The 17,568-nt window shown below is 61.9% G+C and carries 11 protein-coding genes and 1 pseudogene; 5 read left to right on the top strand and 7 right to left on the bottom strand.

Annotation, left to right across the window (positions count from 1 at the left end; translation table 11 throughout):
- Position 1 precedes the first annotated feature (1 nt).
- Positions 2-3,826, top strand: a complete 3,825-nt coding sequence (locus tag IAE39_RS20975) for an RHS repeat domain-containing protein (protein WP_201206106.1) — start codon at positions 2-4, stop codon at positions 3,824-3,826.
- Positions 3,827-3,872: 46 nt separating this feature from the next.
- On the opposite strand, the gene IAE39_RS20970 is transcribed toward IAE39_RS20975, so the two are convergent.
- From IAE39_RS20970 to IAE39_RS20945, 6 genes are all read right to left on the bottom strand, one after another.
- Positions 3,873-4,949, bottom strand: a complete 1,077-nt coding sequence (locus IAE39_RS20970) for a fimbrial protein (RefSeq protein ID WP_201206104.1) — start codon at positions 4,947-4,949, stop codon at positions 3,873-3,875.
- A gap of 62 nt (positions 4,950-5,011) precedes the next feature.
- Positions 5,012-7,513 carry a fimbria/pilus outer membrane usher protein gene (locus IAE39_RS20965; RefSeq protein ID WP_201206102.1) on the bottom strand — a complete coding sequence of 834 codons (2,502 nt, stop codon included), beginning with the start codon at positions 7,511-7,513 and terminating at the stop codon, positions 5,012-5,014.
- 30 nt (positions 7,514-7,543) lie between these two features.
- Complete coding sequence (locus IAE39_RS20960) at positions 7,544-8,269, bottom strand: fimbrial biogenesis chaperone (protein WP_201206100.1); 726 nt, start codon at positions 8,267-8,269, stop codon at positions 7,544-7,546.
- A 59-nt stretch (positions 8,270-8,328) separates the two neighbouring features.
- Entirely contained in the window at positions 8,329-8,868 is a 540-nt protein-coding gene (locus IAE39_RS20955) for a fimbrial protein (protein WP_201206098.1), read from the bottom strand.
- Positions 8,869-9,056: 188 nt separating this feature from the next.
- Complete coding sequence (locus tag IAE39_RS20950) at positions 9,057-9,467, bottom strand: PA2817 family protein (RefSeq protein ID WP_201206096.1); 411 nt, start codon at positions 9,465-9,467, stop codon at positions 9,057-9,059.
- 79 nt (positions 9,468-9,546) lie between these two features.
- Complete coding sequence (locus IAE39_RS20945; protein ID WP_201206094.1) at positions 9,547-11,994, bottom strand: acyl-CoA dehydrogenase; 2,448 nt, start codon at positions 11,992-11,994, stop codon at positions 9,547-9,549.
- 286 nt (positions 11,995-12,280) lie between these two features.
- On the opposite strand from IAE39_RS20945, the gene IAE39_RS20940 reads away from it, so the two are divergent.
- The 3 genes from IAE39_RS20940 (at position 12,281) to IAE39_RS20930 (ending at position 14,758) form a co-directional block, all read left to right on the top strand.
- Positions 12,281-12,904 carry a glutathione S-transferase gene (locus tag IAE39_RS20940; RefSeq protein ID WP_201206092.1) on the top strand — a complete coding sequence of 208 codons (624 nt, stop codon included), beginning with the start codon at positions 12,281-12,283 and terminating at the stop codon, positions 12,902-12,904.
- A gap of 145 nt (positions 12,905-13,049) precedes the next feature.
- Positions 13,050-13,982, top strand: coding sequence for an ABC transporter ATP-binding protein (locus IAE39_RS20935; RefSeq protein ID WP_201206090.1), 933 nt, complete (start codon positions 13,050-13,052; stop codon positions 13,980-13,982).
- Positions 13,979-14,758 (top strand): ABC transporter permease, encoded by a 780-nt coding sequence (locus IAE39_RS20930; RefSeq protein ID WP_201206088.1) that lies wholly within the window; start codon positions 13,979-13,981, stop codon positions 14,756-14,758. The genes IAE39_RS20935 and IAE39_RS20930 overlap by 4 nt, the downstream gene beginning before the upstream one ends.
- A gap of 9 nt (positions 14,759-14,767) precedes the next feature.
- On the opposite strand, the pseudogene IAE39_RS20925 reads toward IAE39_RS20930, so the two are convergent.
- Positions 14,768-15,274 (bottom strand): annotated as a pseudogene (locus IAE39_RS20925) (DUF2062 domain-containing protein); the annotation flags it as partial.
- Positions 15,275-15,416: 142 nt separating this feature from the next.
- Between IAE39_RS20925 and IAE39_RS20920 the strand changes: the two are divergent.
- On the top strand, positions 15,417-17,568 hold a 2,152-nt coding region (locus IAE39_RS20920; protein ID WP_201206084.1), incomplete at its 3' end, for a DNA internalization-related competence protein ComEC/Rec2.

The following is a 17,568-nucleotide window of genomic DNA, read 5'->3' as shown; positions in this document are numbered from 1 at the left end:
TATGTCAAGTTCAACTGCTGTTTCATCCAACGCCTTCAATTTCATGAGTTACCTGCGCAACGGTGTCGATCCTCGTACCGGGCAGTACACCATGGCGATTGAACTGCCTGACATCAAATGCAACAACCTGCAAGGTCCTGCATTCCCGTTGCATCTTTTCTTCAGCCCGCTCAATCGCCGTGATTCCGGCTATGGAACGGGCTGGAACTTGCAACTTACCCAGTTTTCTCCGAGCAGTAACGTGATCACCTTGAGCACTGGCGAGGCATTCGAGGTCGATGGTGAGGACACTGTCACCAAGCGCCTGACCATGACCGAGCAGAAGTTGCAGAGCTTTCACCTGTATCGCCATGGCAGCAATGCCTGGCGTGTGGTTCACCGCTCTGGCCTGGTCGAGATTCTCGAGGTGCGCGGTTCTGCTGATCAGGCGCTTGCCGTACCGGTACACATCTATTCCCCGGAAGGGCATGGCGCACACCTGGATTACACCACCTTCAACGGCAGCCCGCTGCTGCAATACGTTCGCCAGGACGATAATGAACCGCTGCTGCAGATCATCCGTGACGGCTCATCGGTCAGGGTGCTGGGTTACCCGGATGGTGTGGGTGGGGGGCTGGCCGAATACCAGTTCGCCTTGGGGGCCGATGCGCTGGTTGAGCGAATTGTCCTGCCGTCCGACCCAGACCCCAAGAAGCGTGGCAGTTGGCGGATGAAGTACGAGAAGAAAAACGACTTCTACTGCATCAACCGCGTAGAGACACCGACCAACGCTGTGGAAACGGTGCTTTACCAGGACGAAGGCCACCTGTTCCCAACGAAAAGCACGCTCAAGGCACTACCGCGCGTCACAGGCCATAAAAAAGACCCTGGGCATGGTCAGCCAGTTGAAGATGTGCGCTACACCTACCCGAACGACCCTGACAACCCGGTAAAACACAACTTCCTCGGTTACGGCCTGGACATCGACTGGACCAAGGGCAACGCTCAGGATGCGCTCTACCAATACGTGGGCAATTACAGCTACGGGTCAGTGGAGTCGCTCTACGAGAACGAGAAACTGGTACGCAGCATCGAGCGTCGCTTCAACCAGTTCCACTTGTCGACGCTGGAAAAGACCACGCGGGGTAAGTCTGTAAGCCAGACCGTGCTGAAGTACAACCTGCCGGAAACACCCACCGCGTTCAAGGATTTGCCGCGTAATTTCCAGTTGCCAACCGAGACCAGTCGCCTCTCGTGGCTGAGCGGTACAACGCCCAATCGCCCGGCGGATGTTGAGACTAGCGCTTATGACAGCCAGGGTAACTTGCTGTCTCTTGTGCAAGCCAATGGCGTTGAGGAGAAGTACGTCTGGTATGCCACTGACGAGCAGGCCGAGGGTCACCCCAAAGACCCAGAAGGCTTCATTCGGCACCTGAAGGAAAAGCATGTCATCCCGGCCGCGTCGGCGGCTGGCAAGGCTGTCACCGTTATCAACCGTTATTTCTATGAGACGTTGCCAGCCTTGGCCGGCGGTGATCGCCCAAGCCTCGACCCCTGGTATGTCGTGGGCTACGAAACACTCTTTGAAAAAGGCAGTTCGGAAACCGAACGGCAACGCACGGTTTATGATTATGAGCGATCAACAGACAAACTCTGGAAGTTTGGCCGGGTTGTCAGCAAAGTCATGACCATGGGCGGTAAAGCCACAACCTCGACCTACGCGTACGACTTGCTGCCGTATGTAGCCAAGGGGCGGTCGAACCGCAATGCTGCTCATGTCGCCAGCCCCCGTGCAGGCGAGATGGTGCTTCAGACCAAAGAGAAGTTGACCGGCTTTGACGGGCATTACAAGGACATCACAACCGAGCACTCGGTGTTGCACGACTTGCCACTGTTAAACAGCGATGACCAGGGCGTCGAAATTCGTTACGAGTACAACACCTTGCGGCAAACCGTGCGCGAGATCGTGGCGCCCGAAAAAGCCTATGAGGCCGAACGTCGCTATGCGTACGAGCTGTGTGCAGAGCTGGGCCAGCAGGCCAGCCAGGAGGCTTGGGACGTCAAGGACGTGCGAACCCGCACGCTGCTCGACGGCCTGCAGCGGCCCATCGAGGAATATCGTCAGGACAAGGATAACCTGATGGCGCTGGGCACAGACAAACTCTACCTGCGCTATGAGGCCAGCCACTCGGTATTTGGCGATCTCGCCAGTGAAGCCGAAATCGACTGGCTGGACAAAAAGCTGCTCAAGCTGAAAAGCACATTCGCCTACGACGACTGGGGACAACTGCTGAGTGTCACCTCACCGGACGGCGTCAAGACCGTTGAGCAGACAGACCCCTTCGGCAATGCGCGCTACAAGGGAGGGCCGGTGCAGTATGCCTGGCGCGAGGACGCCAAAGGCAACAAGACTGGCGTTACCGAAACCTGGTTTAACTTGTTCGAAAAACCGGTACGTGTGGAGCGCTTTGATCGCGAGAACAAGCCGAACAGCCTGACCGTGAACGAGTACGATGGCTTGGGTCGGTCGGCCAAGGAGACGGTCGGGTTGAGCAAGCTTCGTGTCAACGAATACCGCTATGACATTTTCGATCGCCTGGTTACCCATCAGCTGCCGAGCAAGGATATGGTCACGCGCGAGTATGCCAGCCACAGTGCTGATGACCTGCCTACGAAAATCTCGGTTGCAGGCAAGGTGCTTGGCCTGCAGACCTTCGATGGCCTTGGCCGACGGGACAGTGAGACGACCGGTGGGCGCAAGCAGACGTTCGCATACCGGCAGGGTGAGCGCCAGCCGTGGAAGGCGACCAAGTACAAGCGCGACCCTGCCCAGTTCGACGTCATTGAATATGACTATGTGCCAGCCCTGGGCGAAGAGCCTGTTAAGCGTGTGATCAACGGCATCGAGATGGACACCGCGAAATATATTTTTGACTCGCACAATGCCCGCTTGACCGATTTCGAGGTGCCGGGGCATGTGGTGCATCGCACTTACTTCAGTACAGGAGAAGTCGACACTGAAACCCGGACCATCGACGGCGAACTGTTTGAAATGAACTACCGCTACAGCTTGCTCGGCCGGCTGGAAAGTTATACCGATGTTCTCAAGCAGAAACAGCTTTACCGATATGACCAGTATGGCAGGCTGGAGTACACGAGCCTGGCCGGCGTCACGGCCACCTTCACGTACGATGACTTTGGCCGTACCGAATCCTATACCACCGAGGGGGGAGGGGAAAAACTGGTCACAACACTCAAGTATGACGATTTCGAGCGGGAGAGCCGCCGTACCTTCGACTTTGGCGATGTGATTCAGACCTTGCGCCAGTGGTACAACGACGTGGACGGCATGAGCCAGCGTACCTTGACCGAAGGACCGGAGGATAATGAAAAGGTACTGCGCGACGAACGCTATGACTACGATACCAGCGATCGCCTGACGGTTTATACGTGCAAGGGCAAGGATGACAACAGCATGCCGGAGCAACCGCCAGAAGACTCGTGGCGCAACAAGATTTACAGCCAGGTATTCACTTTCGATGCGTTCAACAACATCAAAACCCTGACCACGACGGACACCGACAAGAAACTGCACAGGACCCAATTTCAATTCACGAATGCTGCCGATCCGGCGCAGCTCACTGGCTATGCACATGTTCCTGCAGGCGGCTCACCGCAAGTGTTCGAACTCAAATACGACGACTACGGCAACATGACCGATGATGACCAGGGCCTGACGATGACCTATAACGCGTTGAACCAGCTGATGACGGCCACGCGTGACGGTGAAACTCAGCACTATAACTACGATGCCAAGGACATCTTGAGTGGCACCCTCAGCGGGTAATGCCTGATGTTCGCTCCCGGCCCCTGCAACAGGGGCCGGGGGCATTTCAGCGGTAACGTAGCGTGAAGTTCACCGCGCCTTTGGCTTCACCAGCCCTGACCTTTGCCGCGGTCTGTATGAAATGGGCGCCAAACTTCAAAGCCATGCTGCCAGGGCTGATCGGCAGCAAGGTTACCTCACGGTTCAGGGGCAGCGGGCTGCCACCCTCCATGACGACCTGAATGGCGATGCCGGCGTCGTCGGTATCATCATTGCTCAGGCTCATTATTCCGTTATCCGGGTCGAGCGGGCGTGAACCATTGGTCGGGTCCAGTTCGATCGATACCTGGGTGAGGCCTGCAGGGTCGGTCTGGCAACTGGTCAGGGCGATTTCGAAGCCTGCGGTGCGGGTGGTGAACGGCGGGCCGGTGAAGTCGCTGCGTTCCCACGACCCCAGGTCTACCGGGTTGGGCTTTACCGGGTCGCCGATGATTTGGCATTGCGCCTGGACGACGTTGGCGGTTACCCGGTATTCGAGCACTTCACCAATGCCTTCGAAGTCCTGGATGCCGCGGAACAGCGGGGCATTGACGGTGTACAGGCCTGGCGCAATGTCGCCAGTCTTTATCAAGGTTATGTCGTTGAAGAGCAGCCTGCCGACATCGACATCGAAGCCGATCGGCTTGGTCAGGCTGGTGCTGAAGGGCACCAGCGTATGTCCCAGGTCCGGGACGAAGTAGTTGCCAGCTGTGCCGTCAAACGGAGCTGAGAGCTTCACGCGAGCGCCGATGCCTTCGATGTTTGTCTTGAGTACGTGGCCGTCTTCGAAGGGTGGCAAAGGGTCTGGGAAGATCGGTGCCTGGGCCACGAACCTGAAGCGCATGGGCGTTGAAGGGTTACCGTCCGTATTGCAGCTCAGCTTCAGGTTACCGCCACCATCGGCAAGCGTGAAACCGCCTGTTACTTCACCGATCACCCAGCCTAACGGTGCATCCTTGGCGATGTGAAGCGTATTGAGATTGCGCGTGAACACCATGGGTGTGGGGCCTGTGCCGCTCCATTTGCAGTAATTGTTCGGGTCTGCGAGGGCTAGCTCGGGGGCTGCGAGCAGGCCAAGGCACAGGGTATGACGAAGAAGTTTCATGGGCGCGGTCCTGGCGCTACGTGGCGAACGGGTTCACCACGTAGCGTGTTGCGAGATGGGGGTCAAAGGCACGTCAGTGTCTGCAGGCGGTAGCCTTGGGCTTCAGGCATGGCCGAAGGGGCCAGGTGCACGCTGCATTGGGCGGCAACGTCGTCGCCCCAGTGTGCGGTGAGCTGTTGTGCCTCCAGGCTGGTCGTCAGGATGACTTGGCCGGCCTGGCCAACCATGCCCAGCACTTCGCCCGAGGCGTCTGCCAGCTGGGCACCGAATGGCAGGGGCTGGCCATTGGGCAGCAAGGTCGTGAGCACCAGGCGGTTTACCCGCCGGGCCTGGAATGTGGCTTTTACCACTGCACCACGGCGGGGTACGACCTGGGCGGTGCCGTTGTCTATTTCCACGTCTGGCCCGAGGCGGTCGGTGTTCAGCACCAGCGAATTGCTCTTGTAGGGGCGCAGGTAGGGGAGCAACGCATAACCTTTGGCGTTGGTGCGCACGGCTGTCGTGTTCTGCAAGCCCACGTCGGCGATGCCAGGCACCTCCACCAGGGCTATGGTTTCACCCAGGTAAGGGCCGGCCTCGATGCCGTCCGCATGCACCAGCAAGGCGCCGTTGGCGTGCAGTGACAGGCTGTGGTAGCCCTCGCCTTTGCTCAGCCCGGCACCCAGGGTGGCATGTGCCGCCTGGTAGCCGGTGCCGACCGTGAAGTCGTGCTGCTGGCGTTCGTTGCGGCTGGCGCTGAGGTTATAGCTCAATTGCTCGTCGTAACTGCCGGTCAGGCTGGCTTGCTGTCGGGAGCCGTTGCGCGTGTGCTGGGTGTTCATGCTCATGTTGCTGCTGCGGCCGAATGCCAGCGGCAATGACAGGCTCAGGCCGACCTGGCGGTCCTTGCCGTAGCCGTTGTCCTGCAGTGACTGTGAGGCATACAGGTGGTAGCTGACACCGCGGTGCGAGGTGCTGAGGTTGACCTGGAACTGGCGCTCCACATCCTGACGCTGCCAGTAGTCCTGCTGCGTCAGGTTCAGGCTCACCGAGCTGCGCTCGCCAAACGTCTGATACAGCGAAGCTTCGAGACGCCGGCGTTGGCCGCCGCGAAACTGCTGGTCGTGGCTGCGTTGGCGTACCCACTGCTCGAAGTCGCGGTAACCTTCGGTGGAATAACGGTAGCCGGCGAAGCGCAGGTTGGTGCCCATGCCGAAGGTTTTGCTGTACTTGAACGAGTAGCTCATGCCGTCGAGGTCGCGGGCCTGTGGGCTGGCAAACGCACTGTTCGAGTGGGTCACGTCGAATGACACTGCCCCCAGTCTGCCCAGGTCGCGTGCAATACCCAACGCTTCGGCACGGTAGCCTTGGCTGGCCATCAGGCCGCCATACAGGGTGGTGTTCCAGGCGGTGCCCAGCGCCAGGGTGCCTTGCCACAACTGCGGCGTCTGCAGGTCGCCTGTGGGGTTGTAGCGCCCTGCAGTGGTGCTGTAGCGGGCCACGCCCGGGCGCAGCAGGTTGCCGATGTTGGCATACGGCTGAATGAAGCGGCGGACCTGGCCATCGGCTTCGGTCAGCACCACTTCCAGTTCGCCGGTGCCGCCGACGGCCAGGTCATCGATGGCATAGGGGCCTGGGCTGACATAGGTGGAATAGAGCGGGTAGCCGTTCTGCCAGATTTCCAGCTTGGCCCGTGTCTGGGCCACGCCGCGGATGGTCGGCGCATAGCTGCGATGGGTGTCGGGCAGCATGTCGAAGTCCGAAGCCAGGCGTACCCCGATTACCGGTATGCCGCGAAATACATCGCTGTCGGTGAATGTTTCGCCGATCGTCAGGTTGCCCCAAGTGCCGGGCAGGTCGGTTTGCGCATAGGTGTAGGCACGGGTCCATTCGCGGTGGCCCTGGCTGTCCTGGCGCCACGTCTGGTTGCTGCGCAGGCGCCAATCGGCCAGGTTCACGCCACTGTTCAGGTACAGGTCATGGCTGTCGAAGTGCCCCTGCCCGCGGTTCTGGCCCTGCAGGGTCGAGGCCTGGTAGTTGACGAATGCGGCGGTGATGCCACTGTCCCACAGCGCTGGGTCCACTTGCCCGCGGATGTCACGGCGCAGGGCAATCTGTGGGATCGATACCGCCAGCCGCAGCCGGCTACTGTCAAAGTCCACGCGGGCGCCAGGGACCACGGCAGGCAGGTCCAGGCAAGGCTGTTCGAGCAGGGCAGGGTCTGGCAAGCCATCAAGGCGCAGGCCGAGTTCACCGAGCAATGTCGGCGACAGACAAGGCTGCAATTGCTTGCCGTTGCTGTCGAGCTCGAAGGCGATCTCGCGCTGGCCCACGTACTCGAGATTGACCGACAGCTCGACCCGGTAAGTGCCAGGTGCAAGGTCAACCGTGCTCGCCAGTTGGCTCAGGGCCAGTTGTGCGCTGTTTGCCGGTTGGCCCGGGTGCTGGAACATGAAGCCGGCCTGGAATTCGATTTCACCAGGTGCTTCCGGCTCGGCGTAGGCCGCTGCCGCCGGCAGGGTGGCCAGCAGCAGGCAAGCGCGGCGCAAGCGATGGCGGCCACGGCAAAGGGGGAAATTGGGCATACGGGTGCTCCTGGAGCGTGCCGGTCGGTGTCAGGGCGCGTCGAGTACAGGCAGGGTCAAGGGCTCGCTGGTGCCGCCGTAGTCATTGATGACGCTGACGAGCACCTGCTTGGCCGTGACCGGCAGGGCGAACAGCTGTTCGCTCAGTGGGGCAAGCATGTCGGCGTTGGCCAGCGGGTGGTTTTGTTTGCCGTTCACCGCCTCCAGGCGATTGAAGGTGTAGTGGTAGGGCGTGGGGTTGTGGATGCGCAGATGGGGTACACCAGCAACCTGGACCCTGTGGGCTTGCAGTTCTTTCAGTTGCCGCACAGGGTCGCCACTGACCTGGCTGGGTCGGTAGAACAGCTTGATGCGCGTGCGCAGGGCAATGTTGAGGGCGTTGCGCTGCTCACCGACCGCCTGGGGGATTTCCTGCAGGTTGAAGAAGAACAGGGATTCGCGGTCTTGTGGCAGGTCGTTGGGCAAGCCACTGATCTGCACTGATTGCTCTCTGCCAGCGGTCAGCTTGAACAAGCCCGGGGCGGTCATGAACGGCACTGCCGTGGTGCTGTCATCGGCTGCGGTGTTGACCCAGACCTGTGCGGCATAGGGGCGTTTGCCAGGGTTGGCGATGACCACCGACGTACTGCGCTGGGGGCCCTCGTAGACAATGCGGGTAGTGCTGATGGTAAGGGCGGCGTGGGCACTGTCGAGCATGCAGGCCAGAAGCAGCAGGCAACCGCCCAGCAACGTGGAAGTGCGGGTGACGGGAAACATGGGAGTGACCTAGAGAATAAGCTGGGGAGTCCAGGTGCACGAAGGCACCTGGAGGAACATCAAGGCAACGTGACCATGAAGTTCACGTCGGCATTGGCAATACCCTCGGTCACCGTACCGGTCTTCACGTAGGAGGCGAAGAACTTCAAGTCCGTTACGCCGGTGGATGCCACGTCGTACTCCTTGGATTCGGTGCGCGGAGGAATCGAGTCGTAGATATCATCCTTGATCTCCAGGGCGAGGCCACCCGCACCACCCGTGCGAATGGCATAGAACTCGCCAGACCCGCCTGCGTCGCCGTGGTGCGAGTCAAAGGTCACCTTGGATTTGTAACCCGTAGGAATCGTGCAGCCGGAAACGTCGGCATCCACGCGCAGGGCGAATGCGATGTCTGGTGTAGAAGTGTTCTTGTCGAAATACTTGACTGGCCAGTTTTCCAGCTCAACCGCGCCAATTGGGCCAGCGCCCGGTACGACGATTTCAATTGGGCAGGTACCGCCGCCGTTGATATTGCCCTTGAAGAGAATTTGACCGCGTTCATCGGCAAAGGCGGTGCTGCTTGCCAAGCCCAGGGCAAGCACCATCAGAGTTTTTTTCATTGTTCAATCCGTACGTTGAAAGGTTGGCTGGTTGCGTGCAGGGCACGCAGCATTTCAGGTTGCCGAGGCATCCTTGAAACGAGCACAGCGTACGGATAGGGGGGCGCAGCGGATGTAGGCCACAGTGGTAAAAGCATGTTGAAAATTCGGCAGGTGCCTGGCCAGCGGATGGCCAGGTGCCAGGCAGATCAATGGCGGGACGTTGGGCCTGCCGGGTTCAGCAACTGCTTTTCAGCGTGCCAGTCGAATGGTTCACCGTTCTGCTCGGCCTCGTAGCGGCGCTCTTCCAGTTGCTGGTACACCTCCAGCTCCTCGTCAGGCATGTAGTGCAGGCAGTCGCCCGCGAAGAACCACAGCAGGTCGCGCGGTACCAGGTGGGCGATTTGCGGGTAGCGCTGGATCACCTGGCAAATCAGGTCCTGGCCCAGGTACTGGCTTGCCAGCGGGTCTTGCGGCAGCAGGGTCAGCAGCTCGTCGAAGCGTTCGAGGAACAGGGCGTGGCTTTCCTCCGGTACCTGCTCGGCTTCACCCAGGGCCACCAGGATGGTGCGCAGGTGGTTCAGCAGGTGCAGGTGGTATTCCAGGTGGGGGGTGGCCATGGGGCGGTCCTCGGGGTGGTTGAAACGGGGCGCGGAGTATACGTCCGTTGGTGAAGAGGCCGCAAAGCGGCCTCTTGGTTCAGCGCACCTTACCTGGCTCCGGCAGCAACTGCGCCTTGTCGAAGGCATCCACATCGATCACTGCCCGACGAGCCTGTTCCGCCCCATGCAACCGTTGCCCTTCGCCAGGCTGCAATACACCGGCCTCAACGGCTGCGTCGATCAACGACTGCCCAGCTGCCGGGCGTACCTTGCCTTCCTTGATTGCCTGATGCAGCGCCTTGTGCAGTGGCGCCGCTTCATTCAGCAAGTCGCAGGCCCGTTGCAGCGCTGCTACCGGGTCGCCTTCGGCCTGTGGCCTGTAGCAGCCTGCGAGCAGCTCTTCCAGTGCCGGATCGCCCTTGCTGCGGCCGATCAATGCCGCCACTTCCGCGTCCAGTTCATCACTCGGCCCGGTATGAAGGCGGCCGAAGGGGAATACCAGCACCCGCAGCGCACAGCCGACAAAACGGTTGGGGAAGTTGTCGAGCAGTTGGTCCAGGGCCTTTTCCGCCTGGCCCAGGCTTTCTTCCATGGCCCAGCGCAGCAATGGCTGCATGTACTCCGGTGAACCGAGATCGTGGTAGCGCTTGAGCGCAGCGCTGGACAGGTACAGGTAGCTGAGCACATCACCCAGCCGGGCACTCAGGCGCTCGCGGCGCTTGAGGGCACCGCCCAGCAGCATCATCGACAGGTCAGCCAAAAGGGCGAAGGCTGACGTCTGGCGGTTGAGCGCACGGAAGTAGCCTTGGCTTAACGCGTCACCCGGCACGCTTTCCAGGCGGCCCAACCCCAGGTTGAACACTAGCGTGCTGGCCGCGTTGCCAGCGGCGAACATGATGTGCTTCATCAACAGATCGTCGAATTCGCGCAGCGCCTGGTCGCGGTCCTCGCGGCCTGCCAGGGCCATCTCCTTGAGCACGAACGGATGGCAGCGGATGGCGCCCTGGCCGAAGATCATCAGGTTGCGCGAGAGGATGTTCGCGCCCTCGACGGTGATGAAGATCGGCGCCCCTTGCCAGTTGCGGCCCAGGTAGTTGTTCGGGCCCATGATGATGCCCTTGCCGCCATGCACGTCCATGGCGTGCTGGATGCATTCGCGGCCGCGTTCGGTGAGGTGATACTTGAGGATCGCCGACAGCACCGAGGGTTTTTCGCCCAGGTCCACGGCCTTGGCCGTTAGCAGGCGGGCGCTGTCCATCAGCCAGGCGTTGCCGCCGATGCGTGCCAGCGATTCCTGAATGCCTTCGAAGGCCGCCAGCGGCACATTGAACTGCTCGCGGATGTTGGCGTATTGGCCGGTGACCAGGCTGGTGTACTTGGCGGCGCCGGTGCCTACGGCGGGCAGTGAGATGGAGCGGCCCACCGACAGGCAGTTCATCAGCATCATCCAGCCCTTGCCGAGCATGGCCTGGCCGCCGATGAGGAAGTCCAGCGGCACGAACACGTCCTTGCCGCTGTTTGGCCCGTTCATGAAGGCGGCGCCCAGCGGCAGGTGGCGTTTGCCGATGTCCACGCCGGGGGTGTCGGTGGGTATCAATGCAAGGCTGATACCCAGTTCTTCCTGCTCGCCTAGCAGGTGGTCCGGGTCGTAGGCCTTGAACGCCAGCCCCAGCAGCGTGGCGATGGGGCCCAGGGTGATGTAGCGTTTTTCCCAGTTCAGGCGCAGGCCGATGACTTCCTCGCCTTGCCATTGGCCCTTGCAGATGACCCCAGTGTCAGGCATGGCCCCTGCATCGGAGCCGGCCAATGGGCCGGTTAGCGCGAAACACGGGATTTCATCGCCGCGAGCCAGGCGCGGCAGGTAATGGTTGCGTTGTTCGTCGGTGCCATAGTGCAGCAGCAGTTCAGCCGGGCCGAGCGAGTTGGGCACCATCACCGTAGAGGCAAGATCGCCGCTACGGGTGGCCAGCTTCATCGCAACCTGGGAGTGTGCATAGGCCGAAAAGCCCTTGCCGCCGTATTCCTTGGGAATGATCAGCGCGAAGAAGCCATTGTCCTTGATATGCGCCCAGGCTTGCGGCGGCAGGTCCATGTCCTGGCCGATCTGCCAGTCGCTGACCATGGTGCACAGCGCTTCTGTCGGGCCATCGATGAAGGCTTGTTCTTCTTCGGTCAGCTTCGGCGCCGGGTAGTCAAGCAGGATGCGCCAGTCGGGGCGGCCACTGAACAGTTCGCCATCCCACCACACGGTGCCGGCGTCGATCGCTTCGCGCTCGGTTTGTGACATCGGCGGCAGGGTACGCTGGAACCACTGGAACACCGGGCCTGTAAATACCTTGCGGCGCCACTCCGGCAGCGCCACCAGGGCGGTTTTCAGCGCAAGTACCAGCCAGATCAGGGCCAGCAACCAGCCAGGGGCGCTGCTGAAAATGCCCATCAGCAGCACATAGGCCGCCATGATGCCGAGAATCTGCAAGGGCGCCAGACGCCGGTGCGTGAGGTACGCAGCGCCGATCACCAACACTACCAACCACAACAGCAACATAATCGGTCCTCCTTGGAACCAGGGGGGCTTGAGCCGTCCCGGATAGCTTAGACGCAACGCCGGGAACGGCAGGGTCAGAACAGTGACAGGGTGTGGCGGTGGGAGTTTCAGTGCGGTGTTCGCCTGTGCTGGCCTCTTCGCGGGTGAACCCGCTCCTACAAGGGATATCACCGCCCTCAGGTATGGCGCGATCCTTGTAGGCGCGGGTTTACCCGCGAAGAGGCCCGTACAGGCGACAAAACTCTGGAGTAGACTGTGCCACCTCCGCATTCATAAGGACGTTGCCATGCTGAAGATCTGGGGCCGCAAGAATTCAAGCAATGTGCGCAAGGCGCTGTGGATCGCCCACGAACTGGGCCTGGATTTCGAATCCATCGACGCCGGCGGCGCCTTTGGCGTGGTCAACGAGCCGCACTACCGCGCCCGCAACCCCAACGGCCTGGTGCCGATGCTGGAGGACGGCGACCTGACCTTGTGGGAGTCCAACACCATCGTCCGCTACCTGTGCGCCGAATACGGCGCAGAACAGGGCTGGTACCCGGAAGACCCGCGCCAGCGTGCCCTGGCCGACAAGTGGATGGACTGGACCACCTCATCCTTCGCCACGCCGTTCCGCCCGCTGTTCTGGGGCTTGCTGCGCACCCCGGAAGACCAGCGCGACTGGGTGGCGATCAACGCCGCGCACAAGCAGTGCGCCCAGCTGCTGGCCATTGCCGATGAAACCCTGGCCAAACAGCCGTATCTTTCCGGTGACCAGATCGGCATGGGCGACATCCCACTGGGTAGCTTCGTCTATGCCTGGTTCGAAATGCCCATCGAACGCCCGGCCATGCACCACCTGGAGGCCTGGTACGAACGCCTGAAGGCGCGCCCGGCCTACCAGGCTGCGGTGATGACTGCGCTGACCTGATCGAACACCACGGCTGTTTCGATAGTCACTATCAATACACATGACTGTACTTGTGCGGCCAGGCCAAGCACCATTGGCCGCACTCACTGCGCCAGTGATTTTGCCTGGCGTGTCCTGCACCTTTTTCTTCGGTAAGTGACCCGCTATGAGTTCCGCCCTGTCCATCCGACAGCTGACCAAGACCTACGGCAACGGCTTCCAGGCCCTCAAGGGCATCGACCTCGATGTCGCCGAAGGCGACTTCTTCGCCTTGCTCGGCCCCAATGGCGCCGGCAAATCCACCACCATCGGCATCCTTTCCACCCTGGTGAACAAGACCAGCGGCACGGTCAACGTGTTCGGCCACGACCTGGACCGCGAGCCCTCGGCGCTCAAGCGCTGCCTGGGCGTGGTGCCGCAGGAATTCAACTTCAACCAGTTCGAGAAGTGCTTCGACATCGTCGTGACCCAGGCCGGCTACTACGGTATCCCGCCGAAAATCGCCAAGGCACGCGCCGAGCAGTACCTGACCCAGCTGGGCCTGTGGGACAAGCGTGACGTGCCATCGCGTTCGCTGTCCGGCGGCATGAAGCGCCGGCTGATGATTGCCCGCGCGCTGATCCACGAGCCGCGCCTGCTGATTCTTGACGAGCCCACCGCCGGCGTGGACATCGAGTTGCGCCGTTCGATGTGGAGCTTCCTCACCGAGCTGAACCAGAAAGGCATCACCATCATCCTCACCACCCACTACCTGGAAGAGGCTGAGCAGCTGTGCCGTAACATCGGCATCATCGACCACGGCACCATCGTCGAGAACACCAGCATGCGCCAGTTGCTGGGCAAGCTGCATGTCGAAACCTTTGTCCTCGACATCAAGCAGGATCTGGCTACTGCACCCGTGTTGCAGGGGTACCCGTGCCGGCTGCTGACCCCGCACACCCTGGAAGTGCAGGTGGACAAGGACATCGGCATTACCGCGTTGTTCGGCCAGCTGGCGCTGCAGAATATCGAAGTGCAAAGCCTGCGTAACAAAACCAACCGACTCGAGGAGCTGTTCGTGTCCCTGGTGGAAAAAAACCTGTCGAAGGTGGCTGTATGAGTGTGGAGCTGCGCACCAACTGGGTGGCCCTGAACACCATCGTCTACCGTGAAGTGCGGCGCTTCTTGCGCATCTGGCCGCAGACCTTGCTGCCGCCGGCCATCACCATGGTCCTGTACTTCGTCATCTTCGGTAACCTGATCGGCCGGCAGATCGGCGACATGGGCGGCTTCACCTACATGCAGTACATCGTGCCGGGGCTGATCATGATGTCGGTGATCACCAACTCGTACGGCAACGTGGTATCGAGCTTCTTCGGCAGCAAGTTCCAGCGCTCGATCGAAGAGCTGATGGTGTCGCCGGTATCCCCTCACACCATCCTCGTCGGCTATGTGCTGGGTGGCGTGCTGCGCGGCCTGGCGGTGGGGGTGATCGTGACCATCCTGTCGATGTTCTTCACCGACCTGCAAGTGCACCACCTGGGCGTGACCGTGATCGTGGTGCTGCTGACCGCCACCATCTTCTCGTTGCTGGGCTTCGTCAACGCGGTGTTCGCGCGCAACTTCGACGATATTTCGATCATTCCGACCTTCGTACTGACGCCGCTGACCTACCTGGGCGGGGTGTTCTACTCGATCAACCTGCTGCCGCCGTTCTGGCAGACCGTGTCGCTGGCCAACCCGGTGCTGCACATGGTCAACTCGTTCCGATACGGCATTCTAGGGGTGTCGGATATCAGTATTGGTACGGCGATCACCTTCATGCTGGTGGCCACTGCCGTGCTCTACACCCTGTGTGTGCGCCTGCTGGTCAGCGGCCGCGGCATGCGCGCCTGAGGCCTTGCACCGGCATTGGCGGCGACGCCATTGCCGGCCCACCCACCAGCGCCAGTACAGCATGGTGGCGAAGTAGCCCACGATGCCCAGCACCACGCCACACACCACCGAGCCGAGCAGGAAGGGTTGCCACAGCGTCGCCAGCTGGTCGGTGATCCATTCGAAGGTCAGCTCGTCGGGCAGGGTGCGCGGCGGTACCCCCATCAGCCAGGCGCCGGTCATGTAAGTGACGAAGAACACTGGCGGCATGGTCAGCGGGTTGGTCAGCCACACCAGGCTGACCGCAATCGGCAGGTTGCCGCGCACCGGAATGGCCAGCGCGGCGGCCAGCAGCATTTGCGCCGGCATCGGGATCAGCGCCGCGAACAGGCCCACGCCCATGGCCCGCGCCACCGAATGGCGGTTCAGGTGCCACAGGTTGGGGTCGTGCAGCAACTTGCCGAAAAAGCGTAAGGACTTGTGTTCCCGAATGCTGGTCGGGTCCGGCATGTAGCGTTTGAACAGGCGGCGCGGCATGTGGGCTCCCGGGGCGTTGATCCGGGCAGTATGCCCGTATTCCCGTTCAGCCTCGTTTAGAGTTTGTGACAATTGTTGAGCAAGCATTGCCCGCAATTGGGCTATGCCTCAGAAGGTGATTTTGCTTCTGGAGCTCTACCTCATGCGCACAGGGATGTTGGCGCTCGCACTCGGGCTGCTGTGCCTGGGCTTTCTCCCCGTATTGCCATCGGTCGGATGGCTGTTACTGCTGGCGGTGCTGGCTGTCGGTTGCCTGTTTACTCGCGTATGGCCGTTGGGCTGTTTTGTGCTGGGCTTGTGTTGGGCCTGTTGGTCGGCGCAGCAAGCGCTGGATGATCGCCTGGCGCCTGTGCTTGATGGCCGTACGTTGTGGCTGGAGGGCAGGGTGGTTGGTTTACCGGCGCGCACGGCGCAAGGTGTGCGCTTTGAACTGGAGGCCGCCCACTCGCGGCGTGCTGAGCTGCCGCAACGCCTGCAGTTGAGCTGGTTCAACGGGCCAGCCGTGCTTGCCGGCGAGCAGTGGCGGCTGGCAGTGACCTTGCAGCGCCCGGCCGGGTTGCTCAACCCGCATGGGCCGGACCGTGAGGCGCAGCTGCTGGCGCGACGGATCGGTGCCACCGGCACGGTCAAGGCCGGGCAGCTACTGGCGCCTGCCACCGTGGGTTGGCGCGATGCACTGCGTCAGCGCCTGCTGGCGGTCGAGGCCAATGGTCGGGAGGCGGCGCTGGTGGCACTGGTGCTTGGCGACGGGGCGGGCCTGGCGCGGGAAGACTGGCAGGCATTGCAGGCCACCGGCACGGTGCACCTGCTGGTGATCTCGGGCCAGCACATCGGCCTGCTGGCCGGTTTGCTGTATGGCTTGGTCGCCGGGTTGGCGCGCTGGGGGCTGTGGCCAGCGCGGTTGCCGTGGTTGCCTTGGGCCTGCGCGCTGGCCATGAGTGCTGCGCTGGCCTACGGCTGGCTGGCCGGTGCCGGCGTGCCGGTACAGCGCGCCTGCCTGATGCTGGCCGTGGTGCTGCTCTGGCGCCTGCGCTTTCGTCACCTTGGGGCTTTTGTGCCATTGCTGCTGGCGCTGGTTGCCGTCTTGTTGGTCGAGCCGCTGGCGGTCTTGCTGCCCGGCTTCTGGCTGTCGTTTGGTGCTGTTGCCACGCTTATCTATTGCTTCAGCGCCCGCCTGGGTGGCTGGCGGCCCTGGCAGGCCTGGACGCGGGCGCAGTGGGTAATCGCCATCGGCTTGCTGCCGGTGCTGCTGGCCGTAGGGTTGCCGGTGAGCCTGAGTGCGCCGCTGGCCAACCTGGTGGCGGTACCGTGGATCAGCCTGGCGGTTTTGCCGTTGGCATTGCTGGGTACCTTGCTGCTGCCGCTTGCCGGGGTAGGGGAAGCGCTTTTGTGGCTGGCGGGTGGCTTGCTGGATGTGCTGTTCCGCGGGTTGGCGCTGGTGGCGCAGCAACGGCCGGCGTGGGTGCCGCCAGCTTTGCCACTGTGGGCCTGGATGCTGGTCTGCCTGGGTGCCTTGCTGGTATTGCTGCCTCGTGGCGTGCCGCTGCGCGGCTTGGGTGGGGTGATGTTGCTGGCGTTGTGGGTGCCGCGGGAGCCGGTACCTTTCGGGCAGGTCGAGGTCTTGCAACTGGACGTCGGCCAGGGCTTGGCGGTGCTGTTGCGTACCCGTCATCACAACCTGCTTTACGACGCTGGGCCGGCCAAGGGCGAAAGTGACCTGGGGGAACGGGTGGTGCTGCCGACCTTGCGCAAGCTGGGGGTGGCTAGCCTGGACCTGATGCTGGTCAGCCATGCCCATGCTGATCATGCCGGGGGGGCTGCGGCGATCCTGCGTGGCCTGCCGGTCAGGCGGGTAATTGGGGGGGAAGAACTGGATGAGGTAGAGCTGCAGCCCTGCGTCAGTGGCGAGCAGTGGGGCTGGGACGGTGTGCGCTTTTCGCTGTGGCGCTGGGCTGATGGGCGCAGCAGCAATGACCGATCCTGCGTGTTGCTGGTCGAGGCGCAGGGCGAACGGCTGCTGCTGGCGGGTGATATGGAGGCGGGGGCCGAGCGTGCCTGGCTGGCGGCTACCGACTCGCCCGGCATAGACTGGCTGCAGTCACCCCATCATGGCAGCCGCAGTTCCTCCAGTGAGGCATTCGTTCGTGCCACGGCACCGCGTGGGGTGCTGATTTCGCGGGGGCGCAACAACAGCTTTGGGCACCCGCACCCGCAGGTGGTCGAGCGATATCGGCGGCATGGGGTGGTGATGCATGACACGGCGGTGGAGGGGGCGTTGCGGTTGGTGCTAGGGG

Origin of the sequence: Pseudomonas sp. S37 (assembly GCF_016658545.1) — a bacterium.
GTDB lineage: Bacteria > Pseudomonadota > Gammaproteobacteria > Pseudomonadales > Pseudomonadaceae > Aquipseudomonas.
Note: the sequence above shows the minus strand (reverse complement) of the source record. Positions and strands in the feature narration are given on the sequence as shown.